Annotated in this window: 19 protein-coding genes and 1 pseudogene; 10 read left to right on the plus strand and 10 right to left on the minus strand. The window is 65.6% G+C overall.

What is annotated here, in order from left to right:
• Positions 1–29: 29 nt before the first annotated feature.
• Positions 30–1,220: a Hint domain-containing protein gene (locus C5F44_RS06360; RefSeq protein ID WP_107672664.1), complete on the minus strand. Its 1,191-nt coding sequence runs from the start codon at positions 1,218–1,220 to the stop codon at positions 30–32.
• A 93-nt stretch (positions 1,221–1,313) separates the two neighbouring features.
• Positions 1,314–2,978, minus strand: coding sequence for an acyl-CoA dehydrogenase family protein (locus tag C5F44_RS06365; protein ID WP_107672665.1), 1,665 nt, complete (start codon positions 2,976–2,978; stop codon positions 1,314–1,316).
• Between the two features lie 207 nt (positions 2,979–3,185).
• On the opposite strand from C5F44_RS06365, the gene C5F44_RS06370 reads away from it, so the two are divergent.
• The gene (locus tag C5F44_RS06370; protein ID WP_235822541.1) at positions 3,186–3,953 is read left to right on the plus strand and encodes a sulfite exporter TauE/SafE family protein; all 768 of its coding nucleotides are present in this window, start codon (positions 3,186–3,188) and stop codon (positions 3,951–3,953) included.
• Between the two features lie 101 nt (positions 3,954–4,054).
• Here the strand turns inward: C5F44_RS06370 and C5F44_RS06375 are convergent, their stop codons facing one another.
• A complete protein-coding gene (locus C5F44_RS06375) occupies positions 4,055–5,653 on the minus strand; it encodes a phosphoenolpyruvate carboxykinase (protein WP_107672666.1) in 1,599 nt (532 codons plus the stop codon).
• A 351-nt stretch (positions 5,654–6,004) separates the two neighbouring features.
• Here C5F44_RS06375 and C5F44_RS06380 point away from each other — a divergent pair, with 351 nt between their 5' ends.
• The 8 genes and pseudogenes from C5F44_RS06380 to C5F44_RS17795 all read left to right on the plus strand — a co-directional run bounded on the left by C5F44_RS06380 (position 6,005) and on the right by C5F44_RS17795 (position 12,021).
• The gene (locus C5F44_RS06380; protein ID WP_107672667.1) at positions 6,005–6,706 is read left to right on the plus strand and encodes a response regulator transcription factor; all 702 of its coding nucleotides are present in this window, start codon (positions 6,005–6,007) and stop codon (positions 6,704–6,706) included.
• Positions 6,703–8,395: pseudogene (locus C5F44_RS06385) on the plus strand (sensor histidine kinase). Before C5F44_RS06380 ends, C5F44_RS06385 begins: the two are co-directional and overlap by 4 nt.
• Positions 8,396–8,422: 27 nt before the next feature.
• Positions 8,423–8,827, plus strand: a complete 405-nt coding sequence (locus C5F44_RS06390) for an HPr kinase/phosphorylase (protein WP_235822542.1) — start codon at positions 8,423–8,425, stop codon at positions 8,825–8,827.
• Positions 8,828–8,830: 3 nt separating this feature from the next.
• Complete coding sequence (gene rapZ, locus C5F44_RS06395) at positions 8,831–9,739, plus strand: RNase adapter RapZ (RefSeq protein ID WP_107672668.1); 909 nt, start codon at positions 8,831–8,833, stop codon at positions 9,737–9,739.
• Entirely contained in the window at positions 9,736–10,131 is a 396-nt protein-coding gene (locus C5F44_RS06400; RefSeq protein WP_107672669.1) for a PTS sugar transporter subunit IIA, read from the plus strand. Before rapZ ends, C5F44_RS06400 begins: the two co-directional genes overlap by 4 nt.
• An 11-nt stretch (positions 10,132–10,142) precedes the next feature.
• Positions 10,143–10,412 carry an HPr family phosphocarrier protein gene (locus C5F44_RS06405; protein ID WP_107672670.1) on the plus strand — a complete coding sequence of 90 codons (270 nt, stop codon included), beginning with the start codon at positions 10,143–10,145 and terminating at the stop codon, positions 10,410–10,412.
• Positions 10,409–11,332, plus strand: coding sequence for a lysophospholipid acyltransferase family protein (locus C5F44_RS06410; RefSeq protein WP_235822545.1), 924 nt, complete (start codon positions 10,409–10,411; stop codon positions 11,330–11,332). The genes C5F44_RS06405 and C5F44_RS06410 overlap by 4 nt, the downstream gene beginning before the upstream one ends.
• 134 nt (positions 11,333–11,466) lie before the next feature.
• Positions 11,467–12,021: a hypothetical protein gene (locus tag C5F44_RS17795; protein ID WP_146161910.1), complete on the plus strand. Its 555-nt coding sequence runs from the start codon at positions 11,467–11,469 to the stop codon at positions 12,019–12,021.
• A 330-nt stretch (positions 12,022–12,351) separates the two neighbouring features.
• Here the strand turns inward: C5F44_RS17795 and C5F44_RS06415 are convergent, their stop codons facing one another.
• The 7 genes from C5F44_RS06415 to C5F44_RS06445 all read right to left on the minus strand — a co-directional run bounded on the left by C5F44_RS06415 (position 12,352) and on the right by C5F44_RS06445 (position 17,588).
• A complete protein-coding gene (locus C5F44_RS06415) occupies positions 12,352–13,227 on the minus strand; it encodes a 3-hydroxybutyryl-CoA dehydrogenase (protein WP_107672671.1) in 876 nt (291 codons plus the stop codon).
• Positions 13,228–13,358: 131 nt separating this feature from the next.
• Complete coding sequence (locus C5F44_RS06420) at positions 13,359–14,285, minus strand: electron transfer flavoprotein subunit alpha/FixB family protein (RefSeq protein WP_107672672.1); 927 nt, start codon at positions 14,283–14,285, stop codon at positions 13,359–13,361.
• Positions 14,285–15,046, minus strand: coding sequence for an electron transfer flavoprotein subunit beta/FixA family protein (locus tag C5F44_RS06425; RefSeq protein ID WP_107672673.1), 762 nt, complete (start codon positions 15,044–15,046; stop codon positions 14,285–14,287). The genes C5F44_RS06420 and C5F44_RS06425 overlap by 1 nt, the downstream gene beginning before the upstream one ends.
• 170 nt (positions 15,047–15,216) lie before the next feature.
• Positions 15,217–15,789 (minus strand): cob(I)yrinic acid a,c-diamide adenosyltransferase, encoded by a 573-nt coding sequence (locus C5F44_RS06430; RefSeq protein WP_107672674.1) that lies wholly within the window; start codon positions 15,787–15,789, stop codon positions 15,217–15,219.
• A 3-nt stretch (positions 15,790–15,792) separates the two neighbouring features.
• Positions 15,793–15,996 carry a twin transmembrane helix small protein gene (locus C5F44_RS06435; RefSeq protein ID WP_107672675.1) on the minus strand — a complete coding sequence of 68 codons (204 nt, stop codon included), beginning with the start codon at positions 15,994–15,996 and terminating at the stop codon, positions 15,793–15,795.
• A 78-nt stretch (positions 15,997–16,074) separates the two neighbouring features.
• A complete protein-coding gene (locus C5F44_RS06440) occupies positions 16,075–16,905 on the minus strand; it encodes an SDR family NAD(P)-dependent oxidoreductase (RefSeq protein WP_107672676.1) in 831 nt (276 codons plus the stop codon).
• 92 nt (positions 16,906–16,997) lie between these two features.
• Positions 16,998–17,588 carry an SH3 domain-containing protein gene (locus C5F44_RS06445; protein WP_107672677.1) on the minus strand — a complete coding sequence of 197 codons (591 nt, stop codon included), beginning with the start codon at positions 17,586–17,588 and terminating at the stop codon, positions 16,998–17,000.
• Between the two features lie 145 nt (positions 17,589–17,733).
• On the opposite strand from C5F44_RS06445, the gene C5F44_RS06450 reads away from it, so the two are divergent.
• Positions 17,734–20,037, plus strand: a complete 2,304-nt coding sequence (locus C5F44_RS06450; protein ID WP_107672678.1) for a DNA topoisomerase IV subunit A — start codon at positions 17,734–17,736, stop codon at positions 20,035–20,037.
• The last annotated feature ends 162 nt before the right edge of the window (positions 20,038–20,199 follow it).

Below are 20,199 nucleotides of genomic sequence, written 5' to 3' on the forward strand. Positions count from 1 at the left end.
TCGGGGCGGGTCTGGCAAGCAAAACCCGGTCAGGGGTGCAGCGGCCGGCCGTGGCGCAGGTGGCGCTGCACCAGGGCCCGCGCCTGCTGTGCGTTCAGGAAGGGATGCGCCGGTTCAGGCGGCGTATCGCCCAGAAGTCGGGCCAGTTCGGCCCGTGCCTCGGCATCAAGGGCTTCAAGCGCCTGCGGGCCGGGGTAGAAACTTTCGGCCGGCAGATCCTCGGCCAGCACGATGGCATGGCGCGGCAGCAGAAGGTGGTAATAGGTGATGTCGCCCGCCGGGCGCGACAGGGTGATGCCCGGCAGGCCCAGAAGCGCATGTGCCGGCACCAGCACATGCGGGGTGCCCGCCATCCGCTGCGCGATGGCCCCGCCCAGCCGAAGCCGGTGTTGCCGCGACAGCCGCAGATCGCGCGCCGGCAGGCCGGGGCCAAGGCAGCCCGCGGCCAGGGTGACGGGCCAAAGCCGCGGTTCCCGCCACAGCCTTGCGGCGGCAAAGCGGCTGCTGCCCAGCCAAAGCACGGGCATCGCCGTTTCGTCCGTGGTCAGGACCAGATCGCCGGGCCGCAGCGTTTCAACCGCGCGTGGCCCATTGGGCGTGGCGATCAGGGTGCCTTCGGCAAAGCAGATATTGTCATTGGCCGGGTTGGGTGGGCCGCTGGTGATGGTATCCCCACCATCCGGGTTGCGTTGCAACGAATATCCCGGGGTCGCGGTGCCGAAATTCTCGCCGCTGCCGATCTGGGTTGCGCCGGCGGGCAGGCCTGTGAAGGCCCCGCCCACGCCCGGCGTGGCCATGCCGGCGCCATTGAAGGCGACCTGCACATAGGTGTTCGTGGCCGGGTCGTAGAGAAGGGCGTTTTCCGCTGCGCTGTTGTTCAGGACCGAGGTTCCGCGCCCGGCATAGAAGGCCAGGTCGTTGGGGCCAAGGGCCGGCCCTGTGCCAAGATTCGACCCGACCATCACCATCGCATGGGCGCCGGGTTGCAGGATCGTGCCGGTCGGGAAGGTGAACCAGTTGCCGGTGGCCCGGTCCCAGAGTTGCAGGCCGGAGATGTTCACGGCGGTGGGGCCGGAGTTGTAGATTTCAACGAATTCGTCCAGCGCCGTTACGGTGCCGCTCTGGTCGGTGTCAAATCGCGGGCCGGTTCCGCCAATGGCGCTGTTGGGATCAGGCAGCACTTCGTTGATGACGATGCTACCCCGGACGGCGTCGGCCATTCAGCACCCAATCGTGATCGCACCATGAAACGCCCGGTGTTTCCCGGACTTCGCTGTGACGAGTGTGATGCAAGATTTCCCTTCGGGCAAGCGTCAGTCCAGCAACCGCCGGGCAATCACCTGGGCCTGGATCTCGGCCGCGCCTTCAAAGATGTTCAGGATGCGCGCGTCGCACAGGATGCGGCTGATGCGGTATTCCAGCGCAAAGCCGTTGCCGCCGTGGATCTGCAACGCATTGTCGGCCGCCGCCCAGGCCACGCGGGCGCCCAGCAGTTTCGCCATGCCGGCTTCAAGATCGCAACGCTTGTCGTGATCCTTCTGCCAGGCGCTGAAATAGGTGAGTTGCCGGGCGATCATGATCTCGACCGCCATCATCGCCAGCTTGCCGGCGACGCGCGGGAATTCGACCAGCGATTTGCCGAACTGCTTGCGGTCCTCGGCATATTGCAGGCCGGTTTCCAGCGCCGATTGTGCCACGCCGATGGCGCGGGCGGCGGTCTGGATGCGGGCGGATTCGAAGGTCTGCATCAACTGCTTGAAGCCCTGCCCGGGCTGGCCGCCCAGCAGGTTGTCGGCCCCGACCTTGAAGCCGTCGAAGGCCAGCTCGTATTCCTTCATGCCGCGATAGCCCAGCACCTCGATCTCGCCGCCGGTCATGCCGGGGGTGGGGAAGGGGGCGTCGTCGGTGCCGGGGGTCTTTTCGGCCAGGAACATCGACAGGCCACGGTAATCGGTGGTGTCGGGATCGGTCCGCGCCAGCAGCGTCATCACATGGGTGCGCGCGGCATGGGTGATCCAGGTCTTGTTGCCGGTGATTTCCCAGCCGTCTTCGGTGCGCACCGCGCGGGTGCGCAGGCTGCCGAGGTCCGACCCGGTGTTCGGTTCGGTGAAGACGGCGGTGGGCAGGATTTCCCCGCTGGCCAGCCCTGGCAGCCACTTCGCCTTCTGTTCGGGCGTGCCGCCGCAGAGGATGAGCTCGGCCGCGATCTCGGACCGGGTGCCCAGGCTGCCGACGCCGATATAGCCGCGCGACAGTTCCTCGCTGACCACCACCATGCTGGCCTTGGACAGGCCGAAGCCGCCGAATTCTTCCGGGATGGTCAGGCCGAACACGCCCATTTCGGCCAGTTCGCCGATCACCTGCATCGGGATCAGCTCATCCTTCAGGTGCCAGTCATGCGCGACCGGGATCACCTTTTCATCGGCATAGCGGCGGAACTGGTCGCGGATCATCTCCAGCTCTTCGTCCAGCCCGGTGGCGCCAAAGGTGGCGCGGCCGTGATTGTCGCGCATCAGCGCGACCAGCCGCGCCCGCGCCGCGGCGGTGTTGCCGCCCGCGATCAGCGCCTGCGCGGCGGTGCCGGGGGCCCAGCTCAGCCCCAGATCCGACAGGCGGGCGGTTTCGCCCTGGCTCATCGGGATGCCGCCGGCGATCTGGGCAAGGTATTCGCCAAAGCCGATCTGCAGGATCAGCGCCTCGATCTCGGAGAACTGCCCGGCGGTTTCCAGCCGCCCGGCCCAGGCATCAAGCTGTTGCAGCGCCTGCACATAGGTGGCCAGCCAGGACAGGGCATGGGCGGCGAACTGATGCGTCTCCATCGCCGCGTTCGACACCTTGCCGCCGCTGCTGACCAGATCGCGCAGGGCGGTGCGGCCCTGATCGGACAGGGCGGCCACTTCGGGCAGCGCGGCGGTGGTCAGGCTGCGAAGATCGGCAAGAAGGGGCGAGGGGGTCATCGGCTGTCCATCATGCGGCATGGCGGGATTCCGGCATAGATTCTGCGTCGGCGAAGCAATAGGCATTTCGCAGTTGCAGCGCAATATCCTTTCGCTGGAAATGTGCGTGGCGAATGAAAGTGTCGCCGCCGCTGTGCGCCGGTTCGGGCGCGGGGCGGGGCGGTCACGCCCCGGCTTTCCCTTTCCGCGCCCGCCTGCCAGAACAGGGGGCACGGGCAGGGGGGCGGTATGGATTGGGTGATGGCGGGGCTGCCGGCGGCGGCGGGGGCCGGCGCGGTGGCGGTGTCGCTGGTGGCGGGGTTCGTGAAGGGGGCGGTTGGCTTTGCCATGCCGTTGATCATGATCTCGGCCTTTTCCGCCTTTCTGCCGCCCGATCTGGCGCTGGCGGGAATGATCCTGCCGACGCTGGTGACCAACCTGTCACAGGCGTTCCGGCAGGGCTGGCAACCGGCGCGCGACAGTGCCTGGACCTACCGCCGGTTCCTGATTGCGACGGTGGTGTTCATCATCGTCTCGGCCCAGCTTTTCGACCTGATCCCGCGCATGGCCTATCTGCTGATCCTTGGCCTGCCGGTCACGGCCTTTGCCGCGGCGCAACTGGCCGGCCTGCCGCTGGCGCTGCCGCTGCATCACCGGAACCGGGCCGAATGGGCGCTGGGGGTGATCGGCGGGCTTTATGGCGGGATTTCCGGCATCTGGGGGCCGCCACTTCTGGTGTTCCTGCTGTCCATCGGCGCCGAGAAGACCGAGATGGTGCGGGTGCAGGGCGTGATCTTCCTGATCGGGGCGGTCACGCTGCTGGGCGCGCATCTGGGCACCGGGCTGGCGAACCCGGCCAGCCTTGGTTTTTCGGCGCTGCTGGTGATTCCGGCGCAGATCGGCATGTGGGCCGGCTATCGGCTGCAGGACCGGCTGGATCAGGCCCGCTTCCGCCGCTGGACGCAGGGGCTGCTGGTGGTGACGGGGCTGAATCTGGTGCGGCAGGCGCTGATGTGACCGTTCCGCCGCGGGGGCTGGCCCCCGCCCGGGCTGCGCGGCAAAGGAAACGCCCGTGCAGGGGGCTGCACGGGCGCGTCATCCGGTTTGTGGGCGAAGCGTTAGCCGATTGCGGCGGCTTTCACGTCTTCGTCGATATAGTGCACATACTGGCCGAAGTTCTTCGAGAACATGTCCACCAGCTTTTTCGCCTGCGCGTCATAGGCCGCCTTGTCGGCCCAGGTTTCGCGCGGGTTCAGCAGCGTGCTGTCCACGCCATGCGCGGCCACCGGCACATCGAAGCCGAAGTTCGGGTCGCGGCGGAATTCGGCGCGGTCAAGCGAGCCGTCCAGCGCCGCCGTCAGGAGCGCGCGGGTGGCCTTGATCGGCATCCGCTTGCCGGTGCCATAGGCGCCGCCGGTCCAGCCGGTGTTGACCAGCCAGCAGGTTGCGCCGTGCTTGGCGATCTGTGCCTGCAAGAGCTTGCCATAGACTTCCGGCCGGCGCGGCATGAAGGGCGCGCCGAAGCAGGTGGAGAAGGTGGGTTGCGGTTCGGTGATGCCGCGTTCCGTGCCGGCCACCTTGGAGGTGAAGCCCGACAGGAAGTGATACATCGCCTGCGCCGGGGTCAGCCGCGCGATGGGCGGCAGCACACCGAAGGCGTCGCAGGTCAGCATCACCACGTTCTTCGGATGCCCGCCCAGGGCCGTGGCCGAGGCGTTCGAGATCGCCTCCAGCGGATAGGCGCAGCGGGTGTTGTCGGTCAGGCTGTTGTCGGCAAAGTCGATCACCAGGGTTTCCGGGTCATAGACCATGTTTTCGACCACGGTGCCGAAGCGCGACATGGTGGAATAGATCTCGGGTTCGGCTTCCTTGGACAGGTTGATGGTCTTGGCGTAGCAGCCGCCTTCGAAGTTGAAGATGCCGCGGTCAGACCAGCCGTGTTCGTCATCGCCGATCAGCGTGCGGTCGGGGGCGGCGGAAAGCGTGGTCTTGCCGGTGCCCGACAGGCCGAAGAACACGGCCGCATCATCGGGGTTGCCAAGGGCGTGGTTGGCCGAGCAGTGCATCGCCATGACGCCCTTGCCGGGCAGCAGGTAGTTCAGAATGGTGAAGACCGATTTCTTGTTCTCGCCGGCGTAGCCGGTATTGGCGATCAGCACGGTCTTTTCGTCGAAGTTCAGCGCGATCACCGTATCGGTGCGGCAGCCGTGGCGGGCCGGGTCGGCCTTGAAGGACGGCATGTTCAGGATCGTCCATTCCGGCTCGAACGTATCAAGATCGGCGCGCGACGGGCGGCGCAGCATGTGGCGCATGAAGAGGCCATGCCAGGCCAGTTCCGTGACCACGCGCACATCGACGCGCAGCACCGGGTCGGCGCCGGCATAAAGGTCTTCCACGAAAAGTTCGCGGTCCTTCACATGGGCCAGCATGTCGGCCTTGAGCCGCGCCCAGGCTTCGGGGGCCATGGGGGCGTTGTTTTCCCACCAGATCGTGTCTTCCACCGAGGGCGTGCGGACGACGAACTTGTCCTTCGGCGAGCGGCCGGTGAATTGCCCGGTCGAGCAGAGGAAGGCGCCGCCAAGGCCAAGATGGCCCTCGCCGCGCGACACGGCGGCCTCGACCAGGGCGGGTTCAAGCAGGTTGTAGTGGACGACCGACGCCCCTGCGATGCCCTGTTTGTCCAAGGTGCGATTGGGGTTCACGCGACCGTTCATCATCTGCAAGCTCCCGTTGCCGCGCGCTGCGCGGCCATGATCTGACGTTGATGGCGCGGCGCCCGGGCCAATTGGGCGCCGACAGAGGTGCCCCGACGAAGCACCTGTCCGCTGGCCTATAACATGCGGGATTTCCGATGGAATAGCACCGATTCGCATAGTTAGCGCAACCAGATCGGGGTTAGCGCAACCAATTGCGGTTGATCCGGCAGACAGGCATGAATTCGCCAAGGCTTGGGGATTTGGCAAATCCCTGACAGGATAGTGGCACGGGTGATTCGGTCTGTGCCGGCGCCTGCGTGCCTGTTCCCAGTATGTCAGAAAACAAATAACCCAGAGCAGGGACAAATAGACATGTCGAGGATCGCCCTTGTCGACGACGACAGGAATATTCTGACGTCGGTCTCGATCACGCTTGAAGCCGAGGGTTTCGAGGTGGAAACCTATAATGACGGCCAGTCGGCCTTTGAGGCCTTCAGCCGCCGGATGCCGGATATGGCGGTGCTGGATATAAAGATGCCGCGGATGGACGGAATGGATCTGTTGCAGCGGCTGCGACAGAAAACAGCCATCCCCATCATCTTCCTGACCTCGAAGGATGACGAGATCGACGAGGTTCTGGGCCTGCGCATGGGCGCGGACGATTATGTGAAAAAGCCGTTCTCGCAACGGCTTCTGGTCGAACGCATCCGCGCGCTGCTGCGCCGGCAGGAGGCGATTGCCTCGGGCGAGACGGCCACCACGGAAGAAAACAAGATCATGGAGCGGGGCAATCTGCGGATGGACCCGCTGCGCCATTCGGTAACCTGGAAAGGGCGCGACGTGGCCCTGACGGTGACGGAATTCCTGCTGTTGCAGGCGCTGGCGCAACGGCCCGGCTTCGTGAAAAGCCGCGATCAGTTGATGGATGTGGCCTATGACGACCAGGTTTATGTCGATGACCGCACCATCGACAGCCACATAAAGCGGCTGCGCAAGAAAATGCGGTCGGTCGATGATGATTTCACCGCCATCGAAACGCTTTATGGTATCGGCTACCGTTACAACGAGGAATGAGCGCCGCGCCGCGAATGGAGATGGAAGACCGGCCCCGCCCCAGAAACTCCGGCGAAGTGCTTCTGGGCGAGGACTGGGTTTCGCCCGATGCCACCGTCGAGACCCTGCGCGAGGTGCGCGGGCGGGGGGCTGGTCGCGCTGAACCGCAGCCCGCTGGCGCGCAAGATCATCATCTTCAACCTGATGGCGCTGGTGGTTCTGGTGGGCGGCGTGCTGTTCCTGAACCCGTTTCGCGACAGTCTGGTCGTTCAGCGCGAGGCCGGGCTTGCGCGCGAGGCGGAGCTGGTTGCCACCGTGTTCGAGGCGCAGATGCAGCCGGCCGCGCCCGGCCCCGACTATCGCGCCACGCTGGACGGCATCCGGATGGGTGGCGGGGTCGAGGTTTTCGTGTTCGATCCGGCGGGCAACCTGCTGGCTTCACGCATGGTGCCGCCGCCGGTGCAGCCGGCCCCTGATCGGGTGCGGTCAACCGTGATCACCGATTTCCTGAACGCGGTCTGGGATGGCGTTTCGGGCGTGCTGACCTTTGGCCGCGCGGAGGCGCCGCCGGTGGACGGCGCCGCGCTGGCGCGCGAGGTCTTTCCCATTGCCCGCGCCGGGGAAACCTGGTCGCACACCGGGCGCGACCCGTCCGGCAGCACGCTGTTTTCGGTGGCCACGCCGATCCGGGTGGCCGGGCAGGTGGTGGGGGTGGTGGCCCTGACCTCGACCGAGGGCGAGATCGACACGCTTGTCCGCTATGAGCGCGAGCAGATCCTGCAGATGTTCGTGGTGGCGCTGCTGGTGTCGATCGGGCTGTCGCTGGTGCTGGCCTCGACCATTGCCAATCCGCTGTCGGATCTGGCCGCCGCCGCCGAGATCGGCCGCGACCGCGACAATCGCGGCCCGGTGACGGGGCGGGTGCGAATCCCCGACCTTGCCGCCCGGCCCGACGAGATTGGCCGTCTGTCGGTGGCCATGCGGGGCATGGTGGCGGCGCTGTATGACCGGATCGACGCCAACGAACAGTTTGCCGCCGATGTGGCGCATGAGATCAAGAACCCGCTGGCCTCGCTACGGTCGGCCGTGGGGTCGATGCGCTTCGTCAAGAAGGATGAGCACCGCACCCGCCTGCTGGACGTGATCGAACATGACGTGCGCCGGCTGGACCGTCTGGTCAGCGACATCTCGAACGCCTCGCGGCTGGACAGTGAGCTGGTGAAGGAAGAGGAAGACCGCTTTGACCTGATCCGGACCATTGCCGGTCTGGGCGATTACATGGGCCAGCAGGCGCGCGAGAAGGGCGTTGATTTCCTGACCGACCTGCCGGCGGACCCGATCATGATCCGCGGGCTTGAGGCGCGGCTGGCGCAGGTGTTCGTCAACCTGATCAGCAACGCGGTTTCCTTTTGCGAGGAGGGCGACGCCGTGCGGGTCTGGGCGCGGCGGCGTGACAACCGGGTGCTGGTGGTGGTAGAGGATACGGGTCCAGGTATTCCAGAACAGGCGCTGACCAAGGTGTTCAAGCGGTTCTATTCCGAACGGCCTTCGGGTGATTTCGGCAATCATTCCGGCCTTGGGCTGGCGATTTCGAAACAGATCGTCGAGGCGCATGGCGGCGTGATCTGGGCCGAGAACATCCGCCCGGCAACGGCCGACATCAGCACCCCACCGCTGGGCGCCCGCTTCGTGGTGGGCCTGCCGGTTTGACCCGCGACGACGCCCCGCTGATCGTACATGCAAGCTGCGTGGCGGTGTCTGGCCGCGCCGTTCTTGTCATGGGGGCCTTCGGGGGCGGGCAAGTCGTCGCTGTGCCTGCGGATGCTGGCGCTGGGCGCGCGGCTGGTGTCGGATGACCGCACGGCGCTGCGGCGCGGGGCTGCGGGCCTGATGGCCTTTTGCCCCGGCCCCGCGATCCGCGGGCTGATCGAGGCGCGGGGGGTTGGCCTCTTGCGCGCCGAACCGCTGAACGAGGCGCCGGTGGCGCTGGTGATCGACCTTGGAACCGTGGAAACCGACCGTCTGCCGCCGCGGCGGCAGATCAACTTGCTGGGAATGACGCTTCCGCTGCTTCGAAAGCCGCAGATCGACCCTGTCGCCGAGGCCTTGATGCTCTATCTTCAAGGGGATCGGCAGGAGTAGCGAATGACCGAGTCCGCACAGGAACACCGGCTGGTGCTGGTGACCGGGCCTTCCGGCGCCGGGCGGACAACCACGATCCGCGTGCTGGAGGATCTGGGGTATGAAGGAATTGACAACATCCCGCTCAGCCTTGTGCCGCGGCTGATCGATGGCCCGCCGCTGGGGCGCCCCATCGTGCTGGGGCTGGATGTGCGCAACCGCGATTTCGCCGCCTCGGCGCTGATCGAACTGATCGACCGGCTGACCCGTGACCCGCGCGTCAGCCTTGAGGTGCTGTATCTGGACTGTTCGCCCGCCGAACTGATCCGCCGGTTCAGCGAAACCCGCCGCCGCCACCCGCTGGCCCCCGCCGAAACCCCCGATGAGGGGATCGAGCGCGAGATCGACCTGCTGGCCCCGGTGCGGGCGCGGGCGGACCATCTGATCGACACCACCGACCTGACGCCGCATGACCTGAAGGCGGAACTTGCGCGCTGGTTCGACACCGGCGGCGCGCAGCGTCTGGCGGTTTCGGTGCAGTCGTTCAGCTACAAGCGGGGCCTGCCGCGCGGTGTGGACATGATCTTCGACTGCCGCTTTCTGGCCAACCCCTACTGGCAGCCTGACCTGCGCGCGCTGGATGGCCGCGATCCGGCGGTGGCGGCCTTTGTGCGTGCCGACCCGCGCTTTGCCGAATTCTTCCGCAAGGTGCAGGAGCTGATCCTGTTTCTGCTTCCGGCGAACCTGGACGAGGGCAAGGCGCATCTGTCCATCGGCTTTGGGTGTACCGGTGGGCAACACCGTTCGGTCGCCGTCGCAGAATTGCTGGGGGCCACCCTTGCGCAGGCGGGCTGGCCAGTGGCAAAACGGCACAGGGAACTGGAACGCAAGGGCGGGAGTGTCGCCCCAGCAGGCAAGGTGTCTGGCGCTTGATCGGTATCGTCATCGTTGCTCATGGTGGATTGGCGCGCGAATACCTCGCTGCGGTCGAACATGTGGTCGGCCGGCAGGACGGCATGCGTGCTATTGCCATCGAGGATGAGCACGACCGCAGCCAGAAACAGGCCGAGATCATGGCCGCCGCCGATTCCGTGGATGCCGGGCAAGGCGTGGTGGTGGTGACCGACATGTTCGGGGGCAGCCCGTCGAACCTGTCACTTCCGGCCTGCGCGGCGACGGGGCGGCGCATTCTGTACGGGGCGAACCTGCCGATGCTGATCAAGCTGGCCAAGTCGCGCGACCTGTCGGTTCCCGATGCCGTGGCCGCCGCGCTGGACGCGGGGCGCAAGTATATCAACAGCCTTGACCTTGGCGGCGGGGCGTAAGGGGTTCTCCCATGGCCAGCCGAACCTTTCGCATCGTCAACGAAAAGGGCCTGCACGCCCGCGCCTCGGCCAAATTCGTCGAGGTGGTCGAAACACATGATGCCCGCGCCACGGTTTCCAAGGACGGGATCGACGTGTCGGGCGATTCGATCATGGGCCTTCTGATGCTGGCCGCCTCGCGCGGGACCACGATTGACGTCACGACCTCGGGGCCCGAAGCGGAGAAACTTGCCGATGCGCTGGAGGCGCTTGTTGCGGGTCGCTTCGGAGAGGATTATTGAACCTTGATGCCCCGGCCTATGGGGTGGACCCCGAGGATCGCCACGTCGTGACCGAACAGAGCGAGATCGCTGCAAAGGTGCCTGCGGTACCCAAGGTCGAAAAAGCCTATGACATGCGGCGGCTCTCCTATGCGGGAACCTTCAAGAACCCGTTCAAGGCCGGCAGCATCCGCGCCATCGAATGGCTGACCGCCAAGGTCCAGCTTCTCAGCCTGATCCGCAGCTTCGAGAAATCGGGCGCCCCGTTCGGCGCCCCGTTCTGGCCGAAGGCCATTCGCCACATGGGGATTCGCATCGACACCCCGCCCGAGGAGATTGCCCGGATTCCGAAGACTGGGCCGCTGGTCGTGGTGTCGAACCATCCGTCGGGCCTGGTGGATGGGATGGTGCTGGCCGAGATGGTCAACCGCGTCCGGTCCGACTTCAAAATCCTGACGCGCAGCCTGCTGACCGGGATTCCCGAGGTTGAGGAATTCATGATCCCCGTGCCCTTCCCGCATGAGGACAATGCGCGCGAACTGGGCCTGCAGATGCGGGACGAGACGATGAAGCACCTGAAGGCGGGGGGCGTGATCATCCTGTTCCCGGCCGGGAAGGTGGCCATGAGCGAGGGCTGGTGGGGCCCGGCGGTGGAAGCCGAGTGGAACGTGTTCACCCACAAGATCGTGCGGTCGTCCGGGGCGACGATCCTGCCGATCTTCTTCCCCGGCCAGAATTCGCGCCTGTTCCAGATTGCCAACCAGATCAGCGATACCCTGCGCCAGGGCCTGCTGCTGTATGAAATCAAGCGCTGCCTGTTCAAACCCACCCGCCCGGTGATCGGCGAACCGATCCCGGCGGAAGAGCTGAAGAAATGGGAAGGCAACCCGAGGGGGTTCCTGGCCTGGCTGCGGGAGCATACGCTGGGGTTGGGGAAGTAAGGGCAGCGTCCGTCTGTTTGGCGGCTATGCAGGACGAAGTGCCATTTCGCTGCGGCTGCGCCAATGTCAGCTGTATAGGGTCGTAAGAAGATTTGTTGGTGGCTACATTTCGCGGATGCTCTTAAAGTCACTCCATGCAAAGCGAAGAGTTCCACAGTCTTTTCACAACAGAGTTTGCCGAACCGCTAATTGAGCACGGTTTTCAAACGATTGGACGTGGCAGTTCGATACACCACGTCGATGGCACCCGTGAACTTCTCATCTTAAGACAGGGCGGACGGCTTGCGCGACACGGCGTCGCAAGGTCAGTGATCTGCTTTCGTCACACATTCCTGCGGCCAATCGAAAGTGATGATCCAACAAAAAATCCAATTTACGTTGAGGATTGCCCTAGAAAATTGACGTTTGATGATTTTGATGGATGGTTCCGCCCGTCGCTGAACTACCGGCCCGAAAACTCGGGCCGCTGGCGAATTCATGATATAAACTATGCCGAATTGGGTGCGGCAAAGCTCAAGTCACAACTTAAGAAGCTTCGCTCAACTATCCTCAAACGCGTCTTGCCGTGGACCCAAACGCTCACGGAAGAAAGTGAACTTTCGCAGATCAAGAGATTTGGAGAAAACACATGGTGTGAGCAGCGGTGGATTGAAGACTACGAAAATTTCCTTTCGCGTTTAGCCTCATAGCTGCCTTTCGTTTACCGCGCAGCATTTGGCAATATGGGCTCAAAGCCGCCCCCCCCTGTTCTTGCCACAACGTCAGGCCAGCACCCGACCGCGGGTGGGCGCTTCCAACGGCGCGAGGCGGGCGTTTTATGGGGCGGCCTCTTCTGATGGTTGAGCGAGGAACCGACACCGCAGAAGCGCCCGCCCATGGGGCGGTCGGGCGCTGGCCGGGGCCGCTTCGCGGCTGTTAACCCGGCCGGGGCTTCTGTCCGGCCGGGGCGGGGCTGATCCACCCGGCAAGATTCCTTGCAACGGCCGCGCGTGGCTCGGGGCTTCGCCGCCGCCGGCGCCTTACCGTGTCGGCACCGGCACGTCGCCGCGATAGTCGTAGAAGCCGCGCTGGGATTTGCGGCCCAGCCAGCCGGCCTCGACATATTTCACCAGAAGCGGGCAGGGGCGGTACTTGCTGTCGGCCAGCCCGTCATAAAGCACGTTCATGATGGCAAGGCAGGTGTCCAGACCGATGAAATCGGCCAGCTCCAGCGGGCCCATCGGGTGGTTCGCGCCCAGCTTCAGCGATTCGTCGATGCTTTTCACGCTGCCGACGCCTTCGTACAGCGTATAGACCGCCTCGTTGATCATCGGGATCAGGATGCGGTTCACGATGAAGGCGGGGAAATCCTCGGCGCTGGCGGCGGTCTTGCCCAGCCGTCGCACCACCTCGTGCATGGTGTCCCAGGTGTCCTGATCGGTGGCGATGCCGCGGATCAGTTCCACAAGCTGCATCACCGGCACGGGGTTCATGAAGTGCAGGCCCATGAACTTTTCCGGCCGGTCGGTGCGGCTGGCCAGCCGGGTGATCGAGATCGACGAGGTGTTCGAGGTCAGGATCGTGGTGGGTTTCAGATAGGGCAGCAGGTCTTCGAAGATGGCCTGCTTGACCGTTTCGCGTTCGGTGGCGGCTTCGATGATCAGGTCGCACTGGCCCAGATCGGCCAGTTTCAGGGTGGTTTCGATGCGGGCCTGCGCGGCCGCCTTCACCTCGGCCGTGATCTTGCCGCGCGACACCTGCCGGTCGAGGTTCTTCTCGATGGTGGCCAGCGCCTTTTGCAGCCCCTCTTCGCTGATGTCGTTCAGAAGCACGTCATAGCCCGCCAGTGCAAAGACATGGGCAATGCCATTGCCCATCTGCCCCGCGCCCACCACGCCGACCGATCTGATCTCCATCGTTCCGTCCTTTCACGCTGTCGCCGCCGACCTTACGGTCCGGCCCCCGGCAGGACAAGGCCGGGCCTGCGCGGGCCGCAAACGAAAACGGGCGCCCGCAGGGGGCGCCCGTCCAAGGGATCAGGGCCGGATCACAGCTTGCCGGTCAGTTCCGGCACGGCGGTGAACAGGTCGGCCACCAGGCCGTAATCGGCGACCTGGAAGATCGGCGCCTCTTCGTCCTTGTTGATCGCGACGATCACCTTGCTGTCCTTCATGCCGGCCAGGTGCTGGATCGCGCCCGAGATGCCGATGGCGACATAGAGGTTCGGCGCCACGACCTTGCCGGTCTGGCCGACCTGCCAGTCATTCGGGGCATAGCCCGAATCGACCGCCGCGCGCGAGGCGCCGACGGCGGCGCCCAGCTTGTCAGCCAGCTTTTCGATCATCGCGAAGTTTTCTTCCGAACCCAGGCCACGGCCGCCCGAGACGACGATCTTGGCGCTGGTCAGCTCGGGACGGTCGCTGGTGGCAACCTTGTCTTCCAGCCACTTCGACAGCGATCCGTCCGCCGGGCCGCTGATCGCCTCGACCGGGGCCGAGCCGCCGGCGCCGACGGCGGTGAAGTTCGCGGTCCGCACGGTGAAGACCTTTTTCGCGTCGGCGGTCTTGACCGTCTGCACGGCGTTGCCGGCATAGATCGGGCGCTCGAAGGTCGAGGCATCGACCACGGCGGTCACGTCGGTCAGCACCATCACGTCCAGAAGGGCGGCCACGCGGGGCAGCACGTTCTTGTTGAAGGCGGTCGCGGCGCCGCAGATGTGTTCGTAGCCGCCGGCCAGCGACACGACCAGCGCGGCGGTCGGTTCGGCAAGCCCGTGGCAATAGGCATGATCGCCCGCGAACAGCACCTTGGAGACGCCTTCCAGCCTGGCGGCATCGGCGGCAGCGGCATCGCCGCCCTGACCGGCCACCAGAAGGTGAACCTCACCCAGACCCTTGACGGCGGCCAGCGTCTTGGCGACCTGATCGGTCGCCAGATGCCCGTCGTTCACATCGGCAAGAAGAAGAACGGCCATCAGATCACCCCCGCTTCGTCTTTCAGTTTCGCAATCAGCTCATCCACCGAGCCGACCTTGACCCCGGCCTTGCGGCCCGCGGGTTCGGCGGTCTTGATCACGGTCAGGCGCGGGCTGACATCGACGCCATAGTCGGCCGGCGTCTTGGTCGCCAGCGGCTTGGCCTTGGCCTTCATGATGTTCGGCAGGCTGGCATAACGCGGCTCGTTCAGGCGCAGGTCCACGGTCAGCACCGCGGGCAGCTTGACGCTGATCTGTTGCAGACCGCCGTCCACTTCGCGGGTGACCTTGGCGGCATCGCCGTCCAGCGCCACTTCGGAAACGAAGGTGCCCTGGGCCCAGCCCAGCAGCGCGGCCAGCATCTGGCCGGTGGCGTTCAGGTCGTTGTCGATGGCCTGCTTGCCGCAAAGCACCAGACCCGGACCTTCTTCCTTGACCACGGCGGCCAGCAGCTTGGCCACGGCCAGCGGTTCGATGTCCTGATGCACATCGGCGGTGGCTTCGATCAGGATCGCGCGGTCGGCGCCCATCGCCAGCGCGTTGCGCAGCGTTTCCTGTGCCTGCTTGACGCCGATCGACACCACGACGACCTCGGTCGCCAGACCCTTTTCCTTCAGACGGATCGCCTCTTCGACGGCGATTTCGTCAAAGGGGTTCATCGACATCTTGACGTTGGCCAGATCGACTCCGCTTCCGTCCGCCTTGACGCGAACCTTCACGTTGTAGTCGATCACCCGTTTGACAGGCACCAGCACCTTCATGCGGTAATCTCCTTATCCGTGGGCGCGAAGGCGCCCGCTCAAGCTCCCGTTGGCCTGTTACCGCAGACGGGGCCGATTCAACAGGGCAAATGCGACGAAGTCGCGCGTCCGGACGTCGCGTTTCGGCGCTTCTGAAGGGGGGGAGGAAGGGCCGCCCGTCCCCGCTGCGGTCAGCGGGTCAGGCCCGGAACCCAGAGCACGTCATCCTTGCCGTCGTTGTTGGCAATGCGGCCGGCCACGAAGAACCAGTCCGACAGCCGGTTGAGGTATTTCACCGCCTCGGGGTTCACGTCCTCGACCGCGGCCAGTTCCACGACCATGCGTTCGGCGCGGCGGCTGATGGTGCGGCACAGGTGCAGTTGCGCGGCCAGCGCGCTGCCGCCGGGCAGGATGAAGCTGCGCAGCGGCTGCAGCCGGGCGTTCATCACGTCGATCTCGGCTTCCAGCCGGGCGACCTGCGTTTCGATCATCCGCAGGGGCGTGTAGGACAGGGTGGAATCCAGATGCCGGTCGGGGGTGCAGAGATCGGCGCCCAGATCGAACAGGTCGTTGGAAATCCGCGCCAGCGCGGCGGCCATCTCATCGGTTGCATGAAGCCGGGCCAGGCCCACCGTGGCGTTGGTTTCATCCACCGTGCCATAAGCCGAAACGCGCAGGGCATGTTTGGGCACCCGCGTGCCGTTGCCCAGAGCGGTTTCGCCCGCATCGCCCGTGCGGGTGTAGATCTTCGACAGCACAACCATGATTTATCCCTTTGACATCAGCCAGGCCAGGCCGGCGATCAGCACCACGGCCACGAATTGCGCCATCAGCCGCCAGCGCATGATCTTGTTGGCGTTCAGGCGGTTGTATTCGCCGCCGCGCGCAAAGGTCAGGATGCCGAAGATCAGAATCCCCGCCACAACGGCCGAAGCCACGGCGGCCACTATCGCCAGCGGATCGTTCAGCATGTCCGTTCCCCCCTGAATCCGTCTCAAGCAGTTAATGCGGAAAGGCCCCGCCGTCCAATCGCAAAGCCGACAGGCGGATCAGCTTCCGCGCCCGACCAGCCAGTCCAGCGCCCGCGTGGGCAGCAGCCGCCGTGCAAGGCCGGCGATATGCGTGGGCGTGGTCACATAGTAGCGCGCGCGCGGCCGGGGGCTTTCCAGCGCCTTCACCAGCCTTGCGGTCACGGCGGACGGCGGCAGTTCAAAGGTATCGGGCGCGTCCTTCGCCTTGTAGAGCCGGTGTTGCAGGCTGCGGTATTCGTCGGCCCGGGCCGAGGCCTGCCAGTTCACCCATTTTTCAAAATGCGCGACCGAGTTTTCGCGGATGCGGCTGGTGATCGGCCCCGGCTCGATCAGGATGACCTGAATCCCGGTGCCTTGCATTTCCAGCCGCAGCACATCGGACAGGCCCTCAAGCGCGAATTTGGTGGAGACATAGGCGCCGCGCCAGCGCGCGCCGACGATGCCCAGAACGGAGGAGCAGTTGACGATCCGGCCATGCCCCTGCGCGCGCATGATCGGGATCACCCGGCGCGTCAGGTCATGCGTGCCGAAGAGGTTGACCTCGAAGATCTCGCGCAGGGCGCCGCGCGGCAGGTCTTCGACCGCGCCGGGGCAGGCGAAGGCGCCGTTGTTGTAAAGCGCATCCAGCGTGCCGCCGGTGAGGTCCACCACCGTTGCCACGGCCGCGGCGATGCTGTCTTCATCGACCAGATCCAGCCGGAAACTTTCGAAGCCTTCGGCGCGCAGTCTTTCGCAATCGGCCTCTTGCCGGCAGGTGGCGAAGACGCGCCAGCCGCGGGCGCGCAGCCCCCGCGCGGCATCCAGGCCGATGCCCGATGAGCAGCCGGTGATGAGAATCGATCTGCCCATGGTCCTGCCTGCCTGTGCCCGCGCCCTGTTCCGACCGGACTTAGGCCGCGCATGGCCGCGCGTCAAACCGGCAGGGGCAGGTCTGGGTGTGTTCAGGGCGCTTCGGCGCTGAGGAAACGGGTGGCGACAAAGCCCTGAAGGCCATCGCCTTCGATGGCGATCTCGGTCCATTCGGAATCGACGCTGCCCAGCACCGTGACCGCTTCGCCCGCGCCCAGCTTGCCCACGACCGAGGCGTCGGTCGACGGCCCTTGCCGCACGTTCACCATGCTGGCCGCCACATACCAGACATCACCGCCGACAACGGGCGGGGTTGCCTCGGGGGCGGTTTCCTGCGGCAGGCTGGCCGTGGCATCGACCCGGTCGCCGCCCAGCGAGGGCAGGGCCGACAGGGTGAAGACCGGCGAGGGTTCGGGCATGGCTTCGGCCGGCGTCGGTTCCGGCGGCGGCACATAGGCCGCAATCTGCGGGGCGGGGGCCAGCTCGACCGTTGTCATGGCGGCGGGTTCCGGCGCGGGGGCCGGGGCTGGCGCCGCCTCGGCCATGCGGCGTTCAACGATCACGATCTTCTCGCCCTGGGCCACGGCCCGCGCCAGGCCCGGGCGCATCTGGCCCCGGTCGGCGCCCGCGATCAGCAGGGTTGCAAACATGGCAGCACAGAGAAGCGCGGTCAGACGGAACATCAGGTCACCAGGGATAAGGCAGAAGGCGTTGACCCGGGTCTAGCACAATCCCCCCGGCCCTGCAGGGGGAAAATCACCCCGGTCATCCCGGTGCCGCCGGCAAAACCGGCTGGACCGCGCCCGCCGCCCGCAATACACAACATCCATGTCCGCAGAAGACGAACCCGACAAGACCTATGGCGTCACCGTTTCCGAGCCGCTTTCGCGGGCCATCGGTGAACGCTACCTGACCTATGCACTGTCCACCATCATGCACCGGGCCCTGCCCGATGCGCGCGACGGGCTGAAGCCGGTTCACCGGCGAATCCTGTACGCGATGCGGGAACTGCGGCTGACCGCCTCCAGCGCCTTCCGCAAATCGGCCAAGATTGCGGGCGACGTGATGGGGAACTATCACCCGCATGGCGATGCCGCGATCTATGACGCGATGGCGCGTCTGGCGCAGGATTTCAACGTTCGCTATCCGCTGGTTGACGGGCAGGGCAACTTTGGCAACATCGACGGCGACAGCCCCGCCGCCAGCCGCTACACCGAGGCCCGGCTGACCGCCATCGCCGAGACGCTGATGGAAGGTCTGGCCGAGAATTCGGTCGATTTCCGCCCGAATTACGACGGCACGCTGGAAGAGCCGGTGGTGATGCCGGCCGCCTTTCCGAACCTGCTGGCCAACGGGTCCAGCGGCATTGCGGTGGGCATGGCGACGAACATTCCGCCGCACAATCTGGATGAGCTGATCCAGGGCTGCCACCTGCTGCTGAAGAACCCCGAGGCGACCACCGCCGATCTGGTTGCCCATATTCCCGGCCCCGATTTCCCCACCGGCGGGGTCATGGTCGAACCGAAGGAGGCGATTCTCGAAGCCTATGAAACGGGGCGCGGCAGTTTCCGCACCCGCGCCAGATGGCAGGTCGAGGATCTGGGGCGCGGCACCTGGCAGATCGTCGTGACCGAAATTCCGTTCCAGGTGGCCAAGTCCAAGCTGATCGAAAAGCTGGCCGAGCTGATCGAACTGAAGAAGGTGCCGCTGCTGGCCGATGTGCGCGACGAATCTGCCGAAGACCTGCGCATCGTGCTGGAACCCCGCGCCCGCACCGTGGACCCCGAGGTTCTGATGGGGATGCTGTTCCGCAACAGCGACCTTGAAACCCGGTTCTCGCTGAACATGAACGTGCTGATCGACGGCCGCGTGCCCAAGGTCTGTTCGCTGAAGGAAGTGCTGCGCGCCTTTCTGGACCACCGCCGCGAAGTGCTGCGCCGCCGGTCGGAGCACCGGATCGAGAAGATCGACGCCCGCCTTGAGGTGCTGGAAGGCTTCATCATTGCCTACCTGAACCTTGACCGGGTGATCGACATCATCCGCTACGACGACGATCCCCGTTCCGCCCTGATGCGCGAGGACTGGGGCCGCGACCATCCGCGCGCCGTTTCGGAAAAGGACTACCGCACCCCGCCGGCGGGCGAGGGCGAGCTGACCGAGGTGCAGGCCGAGGCCATTCTCAACATGCGCCTGCGCAGTCTGCGCCGGCTGGAAGAGATGGAGCTGCGCCGCGAGCGCGATGAGCTGATGCAGGAACGCGCCGGGCTGGCCGACCTGCTGGAAAGCGACCGGCTGCAATGGAAGAAGATCGGCGCCGAGCTGGAAGAGATTCGCAAGAAGTTCGGCAAGGGCACCGTGCTGGGCGACCGCCGCACAAGTTTTGCCGAGGCGGGCGAGATCGAGGAGGTTCCCGTCGAGGCGATGATCGAGCGCGAGCCGATCACCGTGATCTGTTCCCGCATGGGCTGGATCCGCGCGATGAAGGGCCATGTCGATCTGGCCGCCGAACAGAAGTTCAAGGATGGTGACGGCCCCCGTTTCGCCTTCCATGCCGAGACCACCGACAAGATCCTGGTCGTGGCCGAGAATGGCCGGTTCTACACCCTTCTTGGCGCCAACCTGCCGGGGGGGCGCGGCATGGGTGAACCGCTGCGCCTGATGGTCGATCTGCCGAATGACACCGGCATCACCGACATGATCGTGTTCCGGCCCGGGGTGAAATACCTGCTGGCCTCGACCGCGGGCGACGGCTTCGTTGTTCCGGCCGAGGAATTGCTGGCCCAGACCAAGACGGGCAAGCAGGTGCTGAACGTGAAAGAGGGCGAAAAGGCCCGGGTCTGCCTGCCGGTGCGCGGCGATCATGTGGCCGTGGTGGGCGACAATCGCAAACTTCTGGTCTTCCCGCTGGCCGATCTGCCGGAAATGGCGCGGGGCAAGGGCGTGCGGTTGCAGAAATACAAGGACGGCGGCCTGTCGGACGCGATCACCTTCACCCTGTCCGAGGGCCTGACGTGGAAAGACCCCGCCGGCCGGACCCGGACCGAGGCCGACCTGACCGAATGGCAGGGCGCCCGCGCCGGGGCGGGCAAGATGGCCCCGCGCGGCTTCCCCCGCGACAACCGCTTTACCTGAACGGCGCAGCCGCGCCAGGGCGCGGCTGCACGTCCGGTCTCTCGCCTCTGGCGCGTTCCGCGCCAACCGGCTCGGGCGCGCCTCCGGCGGGGATATTTCCAGACAGATGAAGGCCGGCGCCGCCTTTGCCCTTTCATCTGTCCTCAAATATCCTGGGGGTCC

The sequence above is a fragment of the Fuscovulum blasticum DSM 2131 genome (genome assembly GCF_003034965.1).
GTDB classification, from domain to species: domain Bacteria; phylum Pseudomonadota; class Alphaproteobacteria; order Rhodobacterales; family Rhodobacteraceae; genus Pseudogemmobacter; species Pseudogemmobacter blasticus.

Bases quoted from the DNA above. Each gene is read 5' to 3' on its own strand.
- rapZ (WP_107672668.1), top strand. From the start codon at position 8,831: ATGACCGAGTCCGCACAGGAACACCGGCTGGTGCTGGTGACCGGGCCT.
- C5F44_RS06450 (WP_107672678.1), top strand. From the start codon at position 17,734: ATGTCCGCAGAAGACGAACCCGACAAGACCTATGGCGTCACCGTTTCC.
- C5F44_RS06440 (WP_107672676.1), bottom strand. From the start codon at position 16,905: ATGGGCAGATCGATTCTCATCACCGGCTGCTCATCGGGCATCGGCCTG.
- C5F44_RS06420 (WP_107672672.1), bottom strand. From the start codon at position 14,285: ATGGCCGTTCTTCTTCTTGCCGATGTGAACGACGGGCATCTGGCGACC.
- C5F44_RS06380 (WP_107672667.1), top strand. From the start codon at position 6,005: ATGTCGAGGATCGCCCTTGTCGACGACGACAGGAATATTCTGACGTCG.
- C5F44_RS06370 (WP_235822541.1), top strand. From the start codon at position 3,186: ATGGATTGGGTGATGGCGGGGCTGCCGGCGGCGGCGGGGGCCGGCGCG.
- C5F44_RS06375 (WP_107672666.1), bottom strand. From the start codon at position 5,653: ATGATGAACGGTCGCGTGAACCCCAATCGCACCTTGGACAAACAGGGC.
- C5F44_RS06390 (WP_235822542.1), top strand. From the start codon at position 8,423: ATGCAAGCTGCGTGGCGGTGTCTGGCCGCGCCGTTCTTGTCATGGGGG.
- C5F44_RS06430 (WP_107672674.1), bottom strand. From the start codon at position 15,789: ATGGTTGTGCTGTCGAAGATCTACACCCGCACGGGCGATGCGGGCGAA.
- C5F44_RS06415 (WP_107672671.1), bottom strand. From the start codon at position 13,227: ATGGAGATCAGATCGGTCGGCGTGGTGGGCGCGGGGCAGATGGGCAAT.
- C5F44_RS17795 (WP_146161910.1), top strand. From the start codon at position 11,467: ATGCAAAGCGAAGAGTTCCACAGTCTTTTCACAACAGAGTTTGCCGAA.
- C5F44_RS06445 (WP_107672677.1), bottom strand. From the start codon at position 17,588: ATGTTCCGTCTGACCGCGCTTCTCTGTGCTGCCATGTTTGCAACCCTG.
- C5F44_RS06435 (WP_107672675.1), bottom strand. From the start codon at position 15,996: ATGCTGAACGATCCGCTGGCGATAGTGGCCGCCGTGGCTTCGGCCGTT.
- C5F44_RS06360 (WP_107672664.1), bottom strand. From the start codon at position 1,220: ATGGCCGACGCCGTCCGGGGTAGCATCGTCATCAACGAAGTGCTGCCT.
- C5F44_RS06405 (WP_107672670.1), top strand. From the start codon at position 10,143: ATGGCCAGCCGAACCTTTCGCATCGTCAACGAAAAGGGCCTGCACGCC.
- C5F44_RS06425 (WP_107672673.1), bottom strand. From the start codon at position 15,046: ATGAAGGTGCTGGTGCCTGTCAAACGGGTGATCGACTACAACGTGAAG.
- C5F44_RS06365 (WP_107672665.1), bottom strand. From the start codon at position 2,978: ATGCCGCATGATGGACAGCCGATGACCCCCTCGCCCCTTCTTGCCGAT.